Source organism: Amycolatopsis sp. NBC_01307 (assembly GCF_035975215.1).
Classification (GTDB): Bacteria; Actinomycetota; Actinomycetes; order Mycobacteriales; family Pseudonocardiaceae; genus Amycolatopsis.
In genome coordinates this window covers 365559-381737 of the sequence record NZ_CP108403.1, presented here as the reverse complement: position 1 = coordinate 381737, position 16179 = coordinate 365559, and the positions used below count along the sequence as shown (strand labels likewise).

The 16179-nt window shown below is 73.3% G+C and carries 13 protein-coding genes; 3 read left to right on the top strand and 10 right to left on the bottom strand.

Annotated features, from left to right (window positions below; all coding sequences use genetic code 11):
- From OG439_RS01850 to OG439_RS01825, 6 genes are all read right to left on the bottom strand, one after another.
- Positions 1-510 carry a DUF5134 domain-containing protein gene (locus OG439_RS01850; RefSeq protein WP_326951468.1) on the bottom strand — a complete coding sequence of 170 codons (510 nt, stop codon included), beginning with the start codon at positions 508-510 and terminating at the stop codon, positions 1-3.
- A 182-nt stretch (positions 511-692) separates the two neighbouring features.
- Positions 693-1862, bottom strand: coding sequence for a lipid-transfer protein (locus OG439_RS01845; RefSeq protein WP_326947596.1), 1170 nt, complete (start codon positions 1860-1862; stop codon positions 693-695).
- A complete protein-coding gene (locus OG439_RS01840) occupies positions 1859-2245 on the bottom strand; it encodes a MaoC family dehydratase (RefSeq protein WP_326947595.1) in 387 nt (128 codons plus the stop codon). Before OG439_RS01840 ends, OG439_RS01845 begins: the two co-directional genes overlap by 4 nt.
- The gene (locus OG439_RS01835) at positions 2242-3153 is read right to left on the bottom strand and encodes a bifunctional MaoC family dehydratase N-terminal/OB-fold nucleic acid binding domain-containing protein (RefSeq protein ID WP_326947594.1); all 912 of its coding nucleotides are present in this window, start codon (positions 3151-3153) and stop codon (positions 2242-2244) included. The genes OG439_RS01840 and OG439_RS01835 overlap by 4 nt, the downstream gene beginning before the upstream one ends.
- Entirely contained in the window at positions 3150-4304 is a 1155-nt protein-coding gene (locus OG439_RS01830) for an acyl-CoA dehydrogenase family protein (RefSeq protein ID WP_326947592.1), read from the bottom strand. The genes OG439_RS01835 and OG439_RS01830 overlap by 4 nt, the downstream gene beginning before the upstream one ends.
- A 5-nt stretch (positions 4305-4309) precedes the next feature.
- The gene (locus OG439_RS01825) at positions 4310-5356 is read right to left on the bottom strand and encodes an acyl-CoA dehydrogenase family protein (RefSeq protein ID WP_326947591.1); all 1047 of its coding nucleotides are present in this window, start codon (positions 5354-5356) and stop codon (positions 4310-4312) included.
- An 86-nt stretch (positions 5357-5442) separates the two neighbouring features.
- Here OG439_RS01825 and OG439_RS01820 point away from each other — a divergent pair, with 86 nt between their 5' ends.
- Together OG439_RS01820 and OG439_RS01815 are read left to right on the top strand one after the other, a co-directional pair.
- On the top strand, positions 5443-6327 hold the full coding sequence (locus OG439_RS01820; RefSeq protein ID WP_326947590.1) for an alpha/beta fold hydrolase: 885 nt from the start codon (positions 5443-5445) through the stop codon (positions 6325-6327).
- A gap of 9 nt (positions 6328-6336) precedes the next feature.
- Positions 6337-6831, top strand: a complete 495-nt coding sequence (locus tag OG439_RS01815; RefSeq protein ID WP_326947589.1) for a nitroreductase family deazaflavin-dependent oxidoreductase — start codon at positions 6337-6339, stop codon at positions 6829-6831.
- Here the strand turns inward: OG439_RS01815 and OG439_RS01810 are convergent.
- On the bottom strand, positions 6818-8212 hold the full coding sequence (locus OG439_RS01810; RefSeq protein ID WP_326947588.1) for a WS/DGAT/MGAT family O-acyltransferase: 1395 nt from the start codon (positions 8210-8212) through the stop codon (positions 6818-6820). The genes OG439_RS01815 and OG439_RS01810 overlap by 14 nt on opposite strands.
- Before the next feature lie 64 nt (positions 8213-8276).
- Between OG439_RS01810 and OG439_RS01805 the strand changes: the two genes are divergently transcribed.
- Positions 8277-9509 carry an alpha/beta hydrolase gene (locus OG439_RS01805; RefSeq protein ID WP_326947587.1) on the top strand — a complete coding sequence of 411 codons (1233 nt, stop codon included), beginning with the start codon at positions 8277-8279 and terminating at the stop codon, positions 9507-9509.
- Here OG439_RS01805 and OG439_RS01800 read toward each other — a convergent pair.
- From OG439_RS01800 to OG439_RS01790, 3 genes are all read right to left on the bottom strand, one after another.
- Positions 9503-10663, bottom strand: a complete 1161-nt coding sequence (locus OG439_RS01800; RefSeq protein WP_326947586.1) for an SWIM zinc finger family protein — start codon at positions 10661-10663, stop codon at positions 9503-9505. The two genes, OG439_RS01805 and OG439_RS01800, sit on opposite strands and share 7 nt — an antisense overlap.
- Positions 10663-13713, bottom strand: coding sequence for a DEAD/DEAH box helicase (locus OG439_RS01795; protein WP_326947585.1), 3051 nt, complete (start codon positions 13711-13713; stop codon positions 10663-10665). Before OG439_RS01795 ends, OG439_RS01800 begins: the two co-directional genes overlap by 1 nt.
- 308 nt (positions 13714-14021) lie before the next feature.
- On the bottom strand, positions 14022-16076 hold the full coding sequence (locus tag OG439_RS01790; protein ID WP_326947584.1) for an acyl-CoA dehydrogenase family protein: 2055 nt from the start codon (positions 16074-16076) through the stop codon (positions 14022-14024).
- Between the last annotated feature and the right edge of the window lie 103 nt (positions 16077-16179).

The window sequence follows — 16179 nt, the reverse complement described above, 5'->3', positions numbered from 1 at the left end:
TCACAGGGCCGCGGCGAGGAGCATGTAGCCCATCCCGGCGCCCATCACCACCCGGCAGGCCGCGCGCGAGGCGTGCCCGGACACCGACACCACGGGACCGCGCACCATCAGCACGCCCGTGCGCGCCGCGTCGACGACGAAGTAGGCCGCGGCGGCCACCGCGACCAGCGGCACCGCCAGCCGGGCGTCCATTGTGGACATCGTCAGCCACGGCCCGTGCGCCATCCCGTCGTGGGGCATCGCCGTGACCATGTAGAGCATCGCCGCCGCGGACAGCGCGTGGTGCGCGCAGCCGGACCGGCGGCCGCGCCACCAGCTGACGGCGAACCAGCCCGCCGTCAGCACCAGCACCGCCTGCCAGCCGGCCGCCGGGATCGGGCCGCCGACCGGCGAGAGCATCGCCACCATCGCCACGACCAGCAGCAGCTCGGCCAGGTCGCCGTTGCGGACGCCGTGGCCGAGGCGGACGTAGTCGAGCCGGACGAGCCGCAGCACGCAGGGCAGCACCATCGCGGCGAAGACCGCAGTGAGCACCCAGTCCACGCCGGCCACTACGGGACGGCCGGCGGCTCGGCGGGTTCGCGCATGACGGCCTCACTCTGCGTCGCGGACAGTCCCTCCACCGTGACATCCGGCGCGGACCCGCACCAGCCGTCAAAGAGGTGACACCCGTTGACCCACAAGGGGGACCGTCAGTCACTCGTGAGGACGAGCCCGCTCGTCGGCACGCCGGTGCCCGCCGTGACCAGCACCCGGGACGCGCCCGGCACCTGGTTGACGGCGTCCCCGCGGATCTGCCGGACGCCCTCCGCGATGCCGTTCATGCCGTGGATGTAGGCCTCGCCGAGCTGGCCGCCGTGCGGGTTCAGCGGCAGCGCGCCGTCGAGCTCCAGCGCGCCGTCGGCGATGAAGTCCTTCGCCTCGCCGCGGCCGCAGAACCCCAGCTCCTCCAGCTGCATCAGGACGTACGGCGTGAAGTGGTCGTACAGCACGGCGACGTCCACATCGGACGGTCGGAGGCCGGACTGGGCCCACAGCTGCCGGCCCACGACGCCCATCTCCGGCAGCGCGGCCAGGTCGTCGCGGTAGTAGCTGGTCATCACGTACTGGTCCGGCCCGCTCCCCTGCGCGGCCGCGGCGACGACCGCCGGCGGGCGGGCCAGGTCGCGAGCGCGTTCGACGCTGGTGACGACCAGCGCGACCCCGCCGTCGCTCTCCTGGCAGCAGTCGAGCAGGTGCAGCGGCTCGGCGACCCAGCGCGACCCCTGGTGCTCCTCGAGGGTGATCGGCCGGCCGTGGAACCAGGCGTTCGGGTTGGTCGCCGCGTGCTTGCGGTCGAGCACCGCGATCCGGCCGAAGTCCGCGCTCGTCGCGCCGTAGTCGTGCAGGTACCGCTGCGCGACCATGGCGACCGTGGCCGCCGGGGTCGCGATGCCCATCGGGTAGTGGAAGGCGTTGTCCACACCGGACGAGTTGACCTGGCCGGCCGCGGCCGAGGACACCTGACCGAAGCGCATCCCCGAGCGTTCGTTGAACGCGCGGTAGGCGACCACGACGTCGGCGACGCCGGTCGCCACCGCCATCGCGGCCTGCTGCACGGTCGCCGCCGCCGCGCCACCCCCGTAGTGGATGCGGCTGAAGAACTCGAGTTCGGGGATGCCCAGCTCACGCGCCAGCGCGATCTCCGCGTTGCCGTCCATGGTGAACGACACGAGCCCGTCCACTTCGGACGGCGCGATCCCGGCGTCGGCCAGTGCGTGCGACACGCATTCCGCGGCCAGCCGCAGCTCGGTGCGTCCGGAGTCCTTCGAGAACTCCGTCGCGCCGATGCCGGCGATGGCCGCCTTGCCCGAGAGCGTCACGGCAGCGTCACCTCCACGGTCCCGGCGACGTGCTCGCCGAGACTGTCCACACCGGACACGGAGACCACGGCGTCCCGGCCTTCGCACGAGACCACGCGGCCGGTGAACGTCAGCGTTTCGTAGGCGTAACACGGCACGCCGAGCCGGATCTTGATCGACCTGATCAGCGCCTCCGGCCCGGCCCACGCCGAGACGAACCGCTGCACCAGGCCGGTGTCGGTGAGGATGTTGAGGAAGATGTCCTTCGAGCCGCGCCGCACCGCGGCGTCGCGGTCGTGGTGGACGTCCTGGAAGTCACGGGTGGCCAGCGCCGTGCTGACCACGAACGTCGGGGTCGCCTCGATCGTCAGCGGTGGCAGTTCGGTTCCTTCGGTGACGGTCATCGGGCCACCTTCCAGGCGGGCAGGGTCAGGTCGTCGTCCACGGTGACGAAGGCGGCTTCGACGGGGAGTCCGATGTGGACGTCGTCCGGAGCCGCGTCCAGCAGTTCGGCCATCACCCGGACGCCCTCCTCCAGTTCCACGAGGGCCACGACGAACGGGAGGTCCTTGCCCGGCACCGGCGGGTGGTGGTGCACGACGTAGCTGAACACCGTGCCGCGGCCACTGGCCACGACGTAGTCCGGCTTGGCGTCGAGGTCGCCGTCCGGCGGCATCGGGCCGGGCGGGTGGCGCAGCGTCTCGCCCCAGCGCTGGATCCGCAGCTCCCCCGCTTTCAGGCCGTCCCAGAAGAACTCGGTGTCCTTGCTGATCACCGGCCGCAGCACCGGCGCCGGCGGCGGCTTCGGCGCGGGCGGCCGGAACTTGAGCACCCGGAACATCATCTCCGCCACGGCTTCGCCTTCGACGTACCAGGTCACGCGCGTGGTGACGAACCAGCCTTCGCCGAGCGCGGTCTTCTTGGGCCCGACCACGCTTTCCAGCGCCGTCCGCGCTTCGACCTGCTCGCCGTGACGCAGGTACCGGTGGTAGGTCTGCTCGGAGTTGGTCGCGACGACCGAGGTGAACCCGGCCTCGTCGAGCAGCTCCATCATCAGGCCGAGCGGGTCGTCGCTGCCGCGCAGCGAGTTCAGGCGGCCCATCGTCCACACCTGGGCCATCGCCGGCGGGGCGACGAGTCCCTTGTGGACGCTCTTCGCGGCGAACTCCGGGTCGACGTACACCGGGTTGTCGTCGCCGATGGCCTCGGTCCAGTTGTTGACCATCGCCTGGTTGACGGGGTCGCGCGCGAGGCGCGGCGCGCACTCGCCACGGGCGGCGATCTCGGCTGCGGCTTCCTTGATGTCGGTCATCGTGGCACCCTCGGCAGTCCCAGGCCGATCGAGGAGATCAGCTCCCGTTGGATCTCGCTCACCCCACCGCCGAACGTCAGCACGATGTTGCGTTTGGCCTGCAGGTCCAGCCATTCCGCCAGCTCCGCGGTGTCCGGGTCGGCCAGGTCGCCGTGCCGCCCGATCAGCTCCTCCATCGACCGGCCGATGCGCTGGATGACCTCGGAGCTGAACACCTTGGTCGCGGACGCGTCGGCGACGACGACCGGCGCGCTCGCGGCGGACGCGGCGACCTGCCAGTTCAGCAGCTCGTTGACCCGCGTCACGGCGAAGGCGTCGGCCAGCACGGCCCGGACGTCCGGCAGGTCCAGCAGCGCGTGCGCGGCGGCCCAGGTCCGCACCCGGTCGTACAGGCCGCCGATCCGCCCGGCCGGGCCGAGCATGACGCGCTCGTGGTTGAGCTGCGTCGTGATCAGCCGCCAGCCCTCGTTCTCCTGGCCCACCAAGCGGTTCACCGGCACGCGGACGTCCGAGTAGTACGTCGCGTTGACGTGGTGGGCGCCGTCGCAGGTGATGATCGGCGTCCACGAGTAACCGGGGTCGCTCGTGTCCATGATGAGGATCGAGATGCCCTTGTGCCGCGGCGCGTCCGGCGCGGTCCGCACGGCGAGCCAGAGGTAGTCGGCGTCGTGGCCGCCGGTGGTGAAGATCTTCTGGCCGTTGACGACGTACTCGTCGCCGTCGCGCACCGCCGTCGTCCGCAGCGCGGCGAGGTCGGTGCCGGCCTCGGGTTCGGTGTAGCCGATGGCGAAGTGGATCTCCCCGGCCAGGATCTTGGGCAGGAAGAAGGCCTTCTGCTCGTCCGTGCCGTACTGCTGCAGGGTCGGCCCGACCGTCTGCAGCGTCACCGACGGCAGCTGGACGTCGGCGCGCGAGGCTTCGTCGACGAACAGGTGCTGCTCGATCCCGCCGAAACCCTGCCCGCCGTACTCCACCGGCCAGCCGACGCCGAGCCGGCCGTCGCGGCCTATCCGGCGGACGATCTCGCGGAACACCGGCCCGTGCCGTTCGCGGCGCATCGCCTGACGTTCCGCCGGGCTGATCAGCCCGGCGAAGTACTCGCGCAGCTCGGTGCGCAGCTCCCGTTGCGCCGCGGTCAGTTCGACGTGCATCCCACTCACCCCGCCACTCGTTCGCTGAGCCTGCCGAGCCGGTGCGCGGCGCCGCCGAGCGCCCGGCCGAGGTCCTTCACCTGCGACGAATACCGGTGCAGCGGATAGGTTTCGTCGACGCCGACGCCGCCGTGCAGGTGGTGGCAGGTCGCCAGCGCGACCGGCGCCTGCTCGGCGAGCCAATAGGCGGCGACGTCCAGTTCGGCGCCGGAGTCGAGACCCGAAGCCAGCCGCCACACCGCCGACGTCACGGCCAGGTGCACGGTCCGCGCGGCGACGTAGACGTCCGCGATCTGGCCGGCCACCGCCTGGAACGTCGCGAGTGGACGGCCGAACTGGACCCGCTCGCCGACGTGTTTCACGGTCAGCGCGAGCGCGCCGGCCAGCAGGCCGTCACCCAGGGACAGTGCGCCGGCCAGCGCGAACCGGTGCAGCGTAGCGATCGCGCCCCGGTCGGCGAGCAGATCGGACTCCTCGACGACGACGTCGTCCAGGCGCACGGTGTATTCCGGCGGCCCGGCGGAGGTGCGCGTCGGGACCAGCGTGACGCCGTCGGCGCGCGGGTCGACCAGGAAGACGGCGGTGCCGCCGGGTGTCGTCACGGGCGTCAGGATCCGGACGGCCTCGCCGGCGTACGGGACGGCGGTCTTCAGGCCGCTGAGCAGCCAGTGGCCGTCACCCGCCCGGGTGGTCGTCGCCGGCTGCTTCACGAGTGGCGCGGACGGCTCGTGCAGCGCCGCGGTGAGCAGCGTCTCCCCCGCCGCGACCTGGGGCAACAGCTCCGCGCGCTGCCCGGGCGTGCCGAGCGCCGCCACCGGCAGCACCCCCAGGGCGAGCGCGGCACAAGCGGGCACGGGCGCGGCGGCGCGACCGACCTCGGTGAGCACCTGCGCGACTTCGGCCACGCCCAAGCCGTCGCCCTCCAGGTCGGGGGGCAACGCGAGGGCGAGCAGGCCCGCGTCGGCGAGCGAGCGCCACGGGTCGTCGGCGCTCAGCACCTTCGCGGCGAGTGCGCCGATCTCCGTCTGCGTATCGTCAAGAGTGAAGTCCACGCCTGTCCTCCGGATCGGCGCAATACTGAAACCTGTTCTAGTCTTAGCCGTAAACGTCCTGGACGGCAACCCCTTGGAGGAGCGGAATGCCGGTGATCGAACCGGGCGGCGCGGGCTGGCGCGCGACCCGGCGGCTGGTCACCGTGCCGCCGACCGCCGGGGTGCCCGACCCCGTCCCCCTCGACCTGCCCGGCCGCGGCAGGACGGTCGTCACCGACGTCGGCCGGCGGCACGCGCCCGCGCTCCTGCTGCTGCACTCGGTGGCCTGCACCGGCTTGCTCACCTGGTACCCGGCCCTCGACCGGCTGGCGCAGCACTACCGGGTCGTCGTGTTCGACCAGCGGTGGCACGGCCAGGGCAGCCGTTCGCCCGAGTTCCGGCTCGCCGACTGTGCCGCCGACGTCACCGCCGTCGCCGACGCGCTGGGCATCGGCCGGTTCGCCGTCGGCGGCTACTCGATGGGCGGGATGGTCGGGCAGCTCGTGGCCCGCACGGAACCAGAACGTGTTACCGGATTGGTGCTGTGCTCGACGGCCAGCAACTTCCGCCGCGGCCTGCGCCAGCGCGTCGCCCTCGACGTCTTCGGCCGCACGTTGACGCGGCTGCGCGAACGCATCCGGCTCGGCACGATCCCCGGCGAGCCGCGGCGTGAGCAGCTGGCCCGGCTCGAAGACCACCGGTGGGCGCTGCGGGAGTTCCGCTCGACCACGCCGTGGGAGATCGCGGTCGCCCTCGACGAGATCGGCCGGTTCGACTCGACGTCGTGGCTGCACACGCTGCGGCTGCCGACCGCGGTCGTCGTGACCACCCGGGACCGGTTCATCGCGCCGGACCACCAGCGCTCGCTCGCGCGCCGGATCCCGGACGCGGCGACCTACGAAGTCCCGGCGGGGCACGCGGCCTGCGTGCTGGCCGCCGCCAAGTTCGTGCCCGCGCTGCTCGCGGCGGTCACGTCCGTGCACGCTCGCTAAGGAGTTCACATGGGACGCTTCAGCCTGCCCGACGAGGCCCCCGGTGGCCTGGACTCGCCGGTGACGGCCAAGGTCATGAAGTACGGCGCGAAGGCCCAGGTGGCCGTCTTCCGGCTGACCGGCGGGCGCGTCGGCAGCACCTGGCGGGTCGGCGCCGGCTTCCGCAAACCGGTGCCGACGCTGCTGCTGGAGCACCGCGGGCGCAAGTCCGGCCGGCTGTTCACCACCCCGCTGCTGTACCTGCGCTCCGGCGACGACGTCGTCCTCGTCGGTTCCCAGGGCGGGCTGCCCAAGCACCCGCAGTGGTACTTCAACCTGGTCGCGCACCCCGAAACCCGCATCCACCTCAAGGGGCGTCGCGACGTCGCCGTCACGGCACGGGTCGCCGGGCCGGCGGAGCGCGCCGACCTCTGGCCGCGGCTGGTCGAGCTGTACGCCGACTTCGCGAAGTACCAGGCGTGGACCGAGCGGGAGATCCCGGTCGTGGTGCTCAGCCCGCGGTAGGCCCGGCCTTCAGCAGGTCCGCGAGGGCCTCCGGGAGCGCGTCGGCCAGCGGCCAGAGGTCCTTGACCAGCTCGCGCGCGCCGATCAGGCCGATGTGCACCTTGCCCGCGTTGGACAGCACGGTGACGTTCAGCCCGGCGCCGTGGAAGACCGGCCCGAGCGGGTAGAGCCCGGTGATCCGCGCGCCGAGCAGGTACAGCGGCATCGGCGGGCCGGGCACGTTCGAGACGACCAGGTTGTGCACCACCGGGTGCTTTTCGGCCAGCCGCAACGCCGAGTAGGCGCGCACGGCCATGCCGAACGCCGTCGCCGCGGAGAACTGCGCCCAGTCCTGCAGCATGTCGGCGTCGATGTCGTAGTGGTGGTCCTTCGACAGCCGGTTGGCCTCGGCGAGGAAGAACACGCGTGCGGCCGGGTCGGCCAGGTGCGTCGGCAGGGAGGCGAAGAAGGCCGAGACCTTGTTGCTGCCGTGGTCGCGTTCGGTCCGGTCGTGCACCGACACCGGGACGGTCGCGACCAGCGGGTCCTCCGGCAGCTCGCCGCGCGCGTCGAGGAACTCCCGCAACGCCCCGGCGACGAGGGCGAGCACGACGTCGTTGACCGTGACGCCGAAGGCGTTCTTCACCGCCTTGACATCGTCCAGCTCGAGCTGGGCGAACGCGACGCTGCGGTGGCCGGTGATCGTGCCGTTGAGCGACGTCCTCGGCGCGGTGAACGGGATCGGCATCCCCTTGCCGCGCAACGCTTTCCCGAGCCACCGCGGGACGAGCTCCAGCAGGTCCGGCAGCAGCCGGGCGACCTCCAGCGGTCCCTTCACGACGTTGAAGACGCTGGAGCGCAGGATGTCGAACGCGGCCGGGACGCCGGAGTTGGCCCGCTCGGTGACCTCGGGCGCCGGCGCGTCGGGTTCGAGGCCGGCGAGGTAGGTGATCAGGCTGGCGCCGCTCACGCCGTCGACGCTCGCGTGGTGCATCTTCAGCAGCACGGCGATCTCGCCGTCGGCCAGGCCTTCGATGACGTAGAGCTGCCACAGCGGGTAGGCGCGGTCGAGCTGCTGCCCGGCGATGTGCGCGCACAGTTCGGCCAGCTCGACGCGGTCGCCGGGAGCGGGCACGCCGATGCGGTGGACGTGGTGGTCGAGGTCGAAGTCCTCGTCCTCGACCCACACGGGGTGGCTGAGGTTCCAGAGTGGATTGTGCAGTTTGCGGCGGAACGCCGGGATCACCCGGACGCGTTCTTCCAAGCGCTGCTTGAGCTTCGCGAAGGTGTAGCCGCCGGGGACGGTCGAGCCGTCGAGGGTGAGCAGCCCGCAGACGTGCAGCACCTGCGACGACGTCTCCAGGTACAGGAAGCTCGCGTCGAGGCCGCTCAGTCTCTGCATGGCGCCAGCCTAAGCCACTTCCCGTGAGCGGCGCGTCACCCTACTCGTCGGTACCATAACTGGGGTGCAGCCGAACTTCTTGATCCGTCGCGCGCTCCAGCTCGGCCTCGCCGCGAACGCGCTCCGCCCGCTGCGAGCGCGTTCGACGTCGATCCCGGCGTTCTTCGCCGGCTGGCTGACGAGCGAGCTAGCGCCCCAGTTCCTGGCGTTGACGGCCGCCGACACGGCGGTCCACCTGGCGCGGCACGGTGCTCGTGACCGGTCCACTCGCGTCGGGCTCGCGCTCGCCGCGGCCACGGCCGTCGGGCTCGGCGCGTCGATCCGCACGGGCCACGGCGCCCGCGACGAGATCGAGCGCGCGCTTCGGGAAGCCCTCGGCGACGACTACGCGGAGGAGCTGGGCCGCTCCGACCTGGGCCTGCCGTGGGGCGAGCTGGCGCTGCCGTTCCGGATGGGCGCGCCGGACGTCAAGGTGGACCGCAACATCGCCTACGCCCCGGGCGGCAAGCGGTTCCTGCTCGACGTCTACCGCCCGCTGGAACCGGTGACCGGCGCGCCCGTGCTGCTGCAGGTCCACGGCGGCGCGTGGGTGATCGGCAACAAGGAGGAGCAGGGCCGGCCGCTGATGCGCTACCTGGCGCGGCGCGGCTGGGTGTGCGTCGCGATCAACTACCCGCTCTCCCCCACCCACCGCTGGCCGGCGCACATCGTCGCGGCGAAGCGGTCGCTGGCGTGGATCCGCTCGGAGATCGCCGCTTACGGCGGCGACCCGGATTTCGTCGCGGTGACCGGCGGTTCGGCGGGCGGGCACCTGTCGTCGCTGCTGGCGTTGACGCAGAAGGATCCGGCGCTGCAGCCGGGCTTCGAGGACGTCGACACGAGCGTCCAGGCGTGCGCGCCGCACTACGGCGTCTACGACTTCGCGGCGACGTCCGGCTCCCCCGCGAGCAAGTACCGTCTGGAGGGCCTGCTGGCGCGGCGGGTGTTCGCGGCCGACCGGGACCCGGTGAAGCACCTGGACGACTACATCGCGGCGTCGCCGTTCGACCGGGTTTCTTCGGAGGCACCGCCGTTCTTCGTGATCCACGGCCGTGACGATTCGCTCGTGCCGGTCCGGGAAGCACGCGAGTTCGTCCGGCGGCTGCGGGAGAAGTCGCCGAACCCGGTGGCGTACGCGGAACTGGCGGGCGCGCAGCACGCGTTCGACGTGTTCACCTCGGTTCGGAGCGCCCACGTGGTCCGCGGGGTCGCCCGGTTCCTGGACCACACGTACCTGCAGTGGAAGGCCGCTCAGTAGGCCAAGTCCACCGGGCTCGCCGAGGGCGGGCCGTCGAGGCGCCACTCCGCGCCCGACCGCACGAACCGGTACCAGCGGGCGTCACGGCCGTAGCGGAGCTGCCGGTCGCCCTGGGTGAGCCGGTTGCGCCAGATTCGCGGGGTGCCCGGGAAGCCCGCGTCGGCCAGGATCGTCTGGGCTTCGGCGAGCGGGCCGGGGCCGGGCTGCCAGGTCTCGCGCAACGCGGTCAGGCCGCCGCGGCCGGCTTCACGCCAGGCCGCCGCCCAGCGGGCCAGGTCGTGTGGCGGGACCTCGGCCGCCTCGGCCAGCGCGGCGACTTCGGGGGCGGACCGGCCGGCCGCGCGGCGGGTGAGGTCCTCTTCGAACGTCAGGTCCGCGGCCGTCGCGCCGCCGATCAGGATGTCCCGCGCCAGGGAGGCCGCGTCCGCGGCCAGCGCGGACAGGGCCGCCGCCGTCCAGCCGGTGCCGGCCGGCGGGTCGAGGTCCAGCACGGCCGGTCGTCCCGCGGTGCGCGGCGGGGGCGGCAGCGCCGGGATCGCGCCCGGCCGCCGGGCGTAGGCGGCCTTCGGCGAGAGCCCGTGGTCCTCGGGCTTGGGCAGCTTCGGCCGTTCGCCGCGCGCCGGCGCCCGGCGGGCCCGCAGCTCGGCCAGGACGTCCGCCCGCGGCCGGCCGCGCAACAGGAACAGCACGAACGGGTCGCGGTCCACCTCGTCGGCGACCAGGTAGTACACCGCGGCGACGTGCTTGCACGGGTTCGCCGAGTCCGGGCACGAGCACCGCGGCCGCAGGTCACCCGGCCCCGGCAGCAGGTCGGCGCCCGCCTCGCGGGCCTGCTCGGCGAGCGCGCCCGGCAGTTCGCCGTCGAGCAGCGCCGCCGCGTGCCCGAGCTGGGTGCCGACCACGCCCAGCAGGGTGTCCCACTCGCCGTCGGTGAAGGTGCGCATGGTGATCGTCACCCGGTAGGGCTGCGGCCGGCTGCCGCGCACCCGGGCGCTCACCGCCCCGGCACCGACGCTCAGCTCGCTGACCGTGTCCTTCCGCGCGTAGGTCCGCCCGCGCGGCAGGCGGTTCGGGTCGAGCTTCGCGCGCTGCTCCAGCGCGTCGACCCAGGCCCGGCCCCACCACGTCGTGCCGAAGTTCCGCCGCGGCGGCATCACCCGCTCCCGAGCCGCACCAGGTCGGCCAGCTCGTCGTCGGACAGTTCGGTGATCCAGTCTTCCCCCGCGCCGACGATCGACTCGGCGAGCCCGCGCTTCTTCTCGAGCACGACGGCGATCCGCTCCTCCAGGGTGCCTTCGGCGATCAGCCGGTGCACCTGCACCGGCCGGTCCTGGCCGATCCGGTAGGCGCGGTCGGTGGCCTGGTCCTCGACCGCCGGGTTCCACCAGCGATCGTAGTGGATCACGTGGGTGGCCTTGGTCAGGTTGAGCCCGACGCCGCCGGCCTTGAGCGAGAGCAGGAACACGGGGATCTCCCCGGCCTGGAACCGGTCGACCATGTCCTGGCGCTGCCCCGGCGAGCTCTCGCCGGAGAGCAGCTCGGTGGGCAGCCCGCGTTCCTCCAGCCGGCGCCGGAGCAGCTTGCACAGCTGGACGTACTGGCTGAACACGAGCACGCTCTCGCCCTCGTCGAGGATCACGTCCAGCAGCTCCTCGAACGCGGCGAGCTTGCCCGAGCGGCCGGTGAGCGCGCCGTGCGGTTCCTTGAGGAACTGCGCCGGGTGGTTGCAGATCTGCTTGAGCTCGGTGAGCAGCTGCAGCACCTGCCCGCGCCGCTGGATGCCCTGCGTCGCCTTGATCTCGGCGAGGTTCTCCCGCACCACGGCCTCGTACAGCGTGGTCTGCTCGGCGGTCAGCGGGACGAACCGGTCGGTCTCGGTCTTGGGCGGCAGCTCCGGGGCGATGTCGGGGTCGCTCTTGCGGCGGCGCAGCAGGAACGGCCGCACGGTCGTGGCGAGCCGCTCGGTCACGGCCTTGTCCCGGTCACGCTCGATGGGCCGCGCCACGGTGCGGCGGAAGCGGTCGAGCGGGCCGAGCAGCCCGGGCGTCGTCCAGTCCACAATGGACCACAGTTCGGTGAGCCGGTTCTCCACCGGCGTGCCGGTGAGCGCCACTCTGGCCCGCGCGGGGACCTTGCGCAGCTCCTTGGCCGTGGCCGACAGCGGGTTCTTCACGTGCTGCGCCTCGTCCGCGGCGACCAGCCCCCAGTCCACTTCGGACAGTGTCGCGCGGTCGCGGCGCAGCACACCATAGGTGGCCAAGACGACTTCATCGGGCGCGAGGTCGTCGAGGTGCCGGCGGCCACCGTGGAACCGGCGGACGGGGATGTGGGGCGCGAAGCGGGCGAACTCGCGTTCCCAGTTGCCGAGCAGGGAGGTCGGGCAGAGCACAAGGGTCGGCCCGCCGGGCTTCGGCTGGTCGCCCAGCGGGATGCCGTCGGCGGCGGTCTCCGGGGAAACGCCGCCAGCGGGTCCCGCCGAGTGTGTGAGTGCTGTCGGGTCCGCGGGTGCCGCCGAGTCTGCGGGCGCCGTAGAGTCAATGAGCGCCGCCGAGCCAGCGGGCGCCATCAAGTCCGTGAGCACCGTCGAGTCAGCGGGCGCCGTCGAGCCCGTGGGCACCGCCGAGTCCGTGGGCACCGCCGAGTCCGTGGGTGCCGGCGGGCCCGTGAGCGCCATCGAGTCAGCGGGCGCTGCCGAGCCCATGGGCGCCGCCGAGTCCGTGAGCGCGCGGCGGTGCAGGTGCAGGGCGATCAGCTGGATCGTCTTGCCCAGGCCCATGTCGTCGGCCAGGCACGCGCCCAGGCCCAGGCCGGTCATCGTCGCCAGCCAGGCCAGCCCCGCCTGCTGGTACGGCCTCAGCGTCGCCTGCAGGCCCGGTGGCGGGGCCGCCAGGTCGCCCGGGCGGTCGCGGAGGCGTTCCACCAGGCCGCCGAGGACCGAGGGGGCCGCGAACTCGACCCGTTCGCCGTCCAGTTCCAGCTCGCCCGTGAGCGCCGCCGCCAGCGCCTCGCCCGCGCCGAGCTTGCGGCTGCGGCCGCGGACCTTGGCCAGCAGCTGCGGGTCGACGCGGACCCACTGCCCCCGCAGCCGGACCAGCGGCCGCTTCGCCTCGGCCAGCGCCGTGACCTCGGCCTCGGTCAGCTGCTCGCCGCCCAGGCTGAGCTGCCAGCGGAACTCCAGCATGCTGCGCAGCGCGAAATCCGGGCCGGTGACGCTCGCCGGCGCCTGCGTCGCGCTCGCCTTCGCCTTGACCTCGCCCGCGAACATGCCCTTCGACCAGAGCACCTCGATGCCGGCGCCGCCCAGGTCACGGCTGCCGTCGGTGAGCAGGTCGACGACCTCGTCGTCCGACAGCGGCAGCTCGGCGGGCGCGGACTCGGCCAGCACCCGGCCCAACGGCGGCCACGCCCGCGCGCCACGCCGCAGGCCGAGCAGCACCTGCGTCTCCACCTGGTCACCGAGGCGGCTCAGCACCGCCTCCGGCGCGTCCCAGAGTGTCGCCGCTTCCACCACCAGGCTCGCTTCGGCCGTGCTGCGCACCGCGAGCACCCCGGCGAACGCGTCCTCGCCGCGCGCCTCGACCCGCAGGATCAGCTGGGCACCCCGCGGCTCGCGCTCCGCCAGCTCGGCCAGCCAGGCCGCGCCGTCCGGGCCGAGCAGCGCCGGTTCCCGCGCCGCGAACGCCGGGTCGCCCGCCCCGACCGGCGCCGCCGGGCTGCGCACCAGCAGGTCGGCCGTCGCGTCCCACAGCGCGCGCACCAGCGAGTCCGGCGAGTGCAGCCGGATGCGTTTCAGCCCGGTCAACGGCAGCGCGTACGCCTCCGGCGGCAACGCGCCGGCGAGCCCGCGCAACAGCTCCTCGTCCGCGGCGTCCAGCGGCCCGATCCGCCACGAGCCGACCCCGCTCGGCGTGACGGCCGGACGCAGCCGCCCCCGCGCGACGAGGTTCACCCCGGCGTTGACGGCCGCCGACCACGCCGCCACGGCCGGGCTCGCTTCGTCCCCCACGGTCAGCAGCCGCGGCAGCGCGCGCTCGAGCGGGACGAGCTCGGCGTCGACCTTCGTCCGCGCGAACTTCCCGCCTCGGGGCAGCACGAGCTCGATCGTGGTCCCGCCGGCCACGTCGCCGCCCCACAGCGCCAGCACGCCTTCCCTCGGCGGATCCGAGGGAAGGTAGGTGGCCTGGGTCTGTGCGCTGAACTCCACGCCCGCAACGCTAGATGACCGGTCCGACAGTTTCGGGTCCGGCGGCACGAACGGGCCGTTCGCACCGTCTCGCCATGCAACTCACACGCCGAAACGTCGCACCCGGACGGTCGGCCCGCGTACCTGGAGAGTCGGTTCGCGTGCCTGGAGAGTCGGTTCGCGTGCCTGGAGAGTCGGTTCGCGTGATTGGACGGTCGGTTCGCGTGATTGGAGGGTCAACTCACGTGATTGGAGGGACGACTCGCGTGATCCGGGCCGGGTCTCGCGTGATTGGGGGCGGGTCTCGCGTGATTGGGGGCGGGACTCGGCTAGCGGGGTAGGCCCAGCAGGCGTTCTGCCGTCAGGGACCGGAGGACTTGGGTGGTGCCGCCGGCGATCGAGAGGCAGCGGGTCATCAGGAACTCGTGTTGCGCGGCCGCCGCGGGGCCGGTCGCGGCCAGGGCGGCCGTGCCGGCCAGGGTCAGGGCGAACTCCGCGACGTCCTGGCGGTGCTGCACCCCGAGCAGCTTGCGGACGCTCGACTCCGCGCCCGGGTCCTGGCCGCCTAGCCGACGTAAGGCCGCACGTAGGTCCAGGACCGAGCCTGCGACGCCTTGGGCGACCAGTTCGCCGAGGCGGTCGCGGGCGACGTCGTCCAGCGCGGCGGCGTCCACTGTGGACACCAGCTGCTGCACGCTCTCGCCGACCGCCGAACCGCCGCCGATGGCCACGCGCTCGTTCGCCAGGGTCGTGCGCGCCAGCCGCCAGCCGCCGTTCGGCTCGCCGACGACGTCGGCGTCGGGCACGAAGACGTCGTCGAGGAACACCTCGTTGAACACGGCCTCGCCGGTGATCTCGCGCAGCGGCCGGGTGGTGATGCCTTCGGCGCGCATGTCGACCAGGAAGTACGTGATGCCCTTGTGCTTGGGCGCGGCCGGGTCGGTGCGGGCCAGGCAGATCCCCCAGCCGGCTTCGCGGGCCAGCGACGTCCACACCTTCTGCCCGCTCAGCCGCCAGCCGCCGTCGACCCGCCGGGCCGCCGTCCGCAGCGCGGCCAGGTCGGAACCGGCGCCGGGCTCGCTGAACAGCTGACACCACGTCAGCTCGCCCCGCAGGGTGGGCCGGGCGAACCGCTCGCGCTGCTCGTCGCTGCCGTGCTCGAGGATCGTCGGCACCGCCCACGCGCCGATGACCAGGTCTGGCCGGCGAACACCGGCGGCGGCCAGCGCACCGTCGATCCGCAGCTGGGCAGCGGCATCGGCACCGCGCCCGAACGGCACCGGCCAGTGCGGCGTCAGCAACCCCGCGTCGGCCAGCGCGACCCGCTGCTCGGCTTCGGGCAGCGCGGCGATCCGCGCGACCTCCTCCCGCAGCGAAGGATCGTCACCGACGTCGACGCCGAGGGTGCGTTCGGTCCCGGCGAGCGCGAGGGCCGCCGCCCGCCGCCGCCACGGCCCGGAGCCGCCGAGCCACTGCCGCAGCGCGACGGCCCGGCGCAGGTAGAGGTGGGCGTCGTGCTCCCAGGTGAAGCCGATCCCGCCGAGCACCTGCACGCAGTCCTCGGCGTTGGCGACGGCCGCGTCGAGGGCGACGACGGCCGCGCTCGCCACCGAGAGCGGGTGCTGCCCGTTCGCGGCGTCCCAAGCCAGCGCTTCGGCCGCTTCGGCGCGGCAAAGCATCTCGGCGCACAGGTGCTTGATCGCCTGGAATCCCCCGATCGGCTGACCGAACTGCTCGCGGACCTTGGCGTACTCGACGGCGATGGTCAGCGTCCGCCGCGCCACCCCGGCGGCCTCGGCGGCGGCCAGGGTCGCGGCCAGCTCGGCCACCGGCGGCAGCGTGAGGACGTCGCCGGAGACGTCGGTGACCCGGACTCGCCCCAGCGGCCGGGAGAAGTCGAACGGCGCCACGGGCTCGATCGTGACGCCGGGGGTGCCGGGCGCGAGCAGCACGTGGCCGTCGCCGGAGGGCACCAGCAGCCAGGCGTCCGGGTGCGCGCCGGGCACGAGGACGTCGTCGGCGGGCTCGTCCAGCAGCACCGCGATCGTGGCCGTTCCTTCGGCCACCGCCGTCAGCAGCTCCTTCGCCTCGGCCACCGAAGCGAGCAGGAGCCCACCCAGGGCCGTGCTCAGGACGGGCCCTGGCACCAGTTCCTCGGCCGCCGCGGCGAGCCCGGCGGCGAGATCGGCGACGCTGCCATCGGCCCCGCCCGCGGCGGCCGGCAGCGCGACGCCGAACAGGCCGAGATCGGCGAACCCGGCGGGAATCCCCGCCGGGGGCCCGGTTTCCGCCGCCCGGACCGCGTCACGCGGCCGGCAGTCGGCGGACCAGGCGTGGATCGCCGCGGCCAGCGCGGCCTGTTCGTCGGTGAGCGCGACCGGCATCGGGTCTCCTCGCGGTTACGGGACACTACTCGCGAGTGTAGAACGTGTTACAGTTTTTCGCCCAGTGGGTCATTTGTTGAACGTTTCGCCAGGACAGGTACTC

What these genes read in the sequence shown, in the direction of transcription:
- OG439_RS01850 (WP_326951468.1), bottom strand. Translation starts at nt 510, where the DNA reads ATGGTGCTGCCCTGCGTGCTGCGGCTCGTCCGGCTCGACTACGTCCGC.
- OG439_RS01840 (WP_326947595.1), bottom strand. Translation starts at nt 2,245, where the DNA reads ATGACCGTCACCGAAGGAACCGAACTGCCACCGCTGACGATCGAGGCG.
- OG439_RS01835 (WP_326947594.1), bottom strand. Translation starts at nt 3,153, where the DNA reads ATGACCGACATCAAGGAAGCCGCAGCCGAGATCGCCGCCCGTGGCGAG.
- OG439_RS01830 (WP_326947592.1), bottom strand. Translation starts at nt 4,304, where the DNA reads ATGCACGTCGAACTGACCGCGGCGCAACGGGAGCTGCGCACCGAGCTG.
- OG439_RS01820 (WP_326947590.1), top strand. Translation starts at nt 5,443, where the DNA reads ATGCCGGTGATCGAACCGGGCGGCGCGGGCTGGCGCGCGACCCGGCGG.
- OG439_RS01815 (WP_326947589.1), top strand. Translation starts at nt 6,337, where the DNA reads ATGGGACGCTTCAGCCTGCCCGACGAGGCCCCCGGTGGCCTGGACTCG.
- OG439_RS01810 (WP_326947588.1), bottom strand. Translation starts at nt 8,212, where the DNA reads ATGCAGAGACTGAGCGGCCTCGACGCGAGCTTCCTGTACCTGGAGACG.
- OG439_RS01800 (WP_326947586.1), bottom strand. Translation starts at nt 10,663, where the DNA reads ATGCCGCCGCGGCGGAACTTCGGCACGACGTGGTGGGGCCGGGCCTGG.
- OG439_RS01790 (WP_326947584.1), bottom strand. Translation starts at nt 16,076, where the DNA reads ATGCCGGTCGCGCTCACCGACGAACAGGCCGCGCTGGCCGCGGCGATC.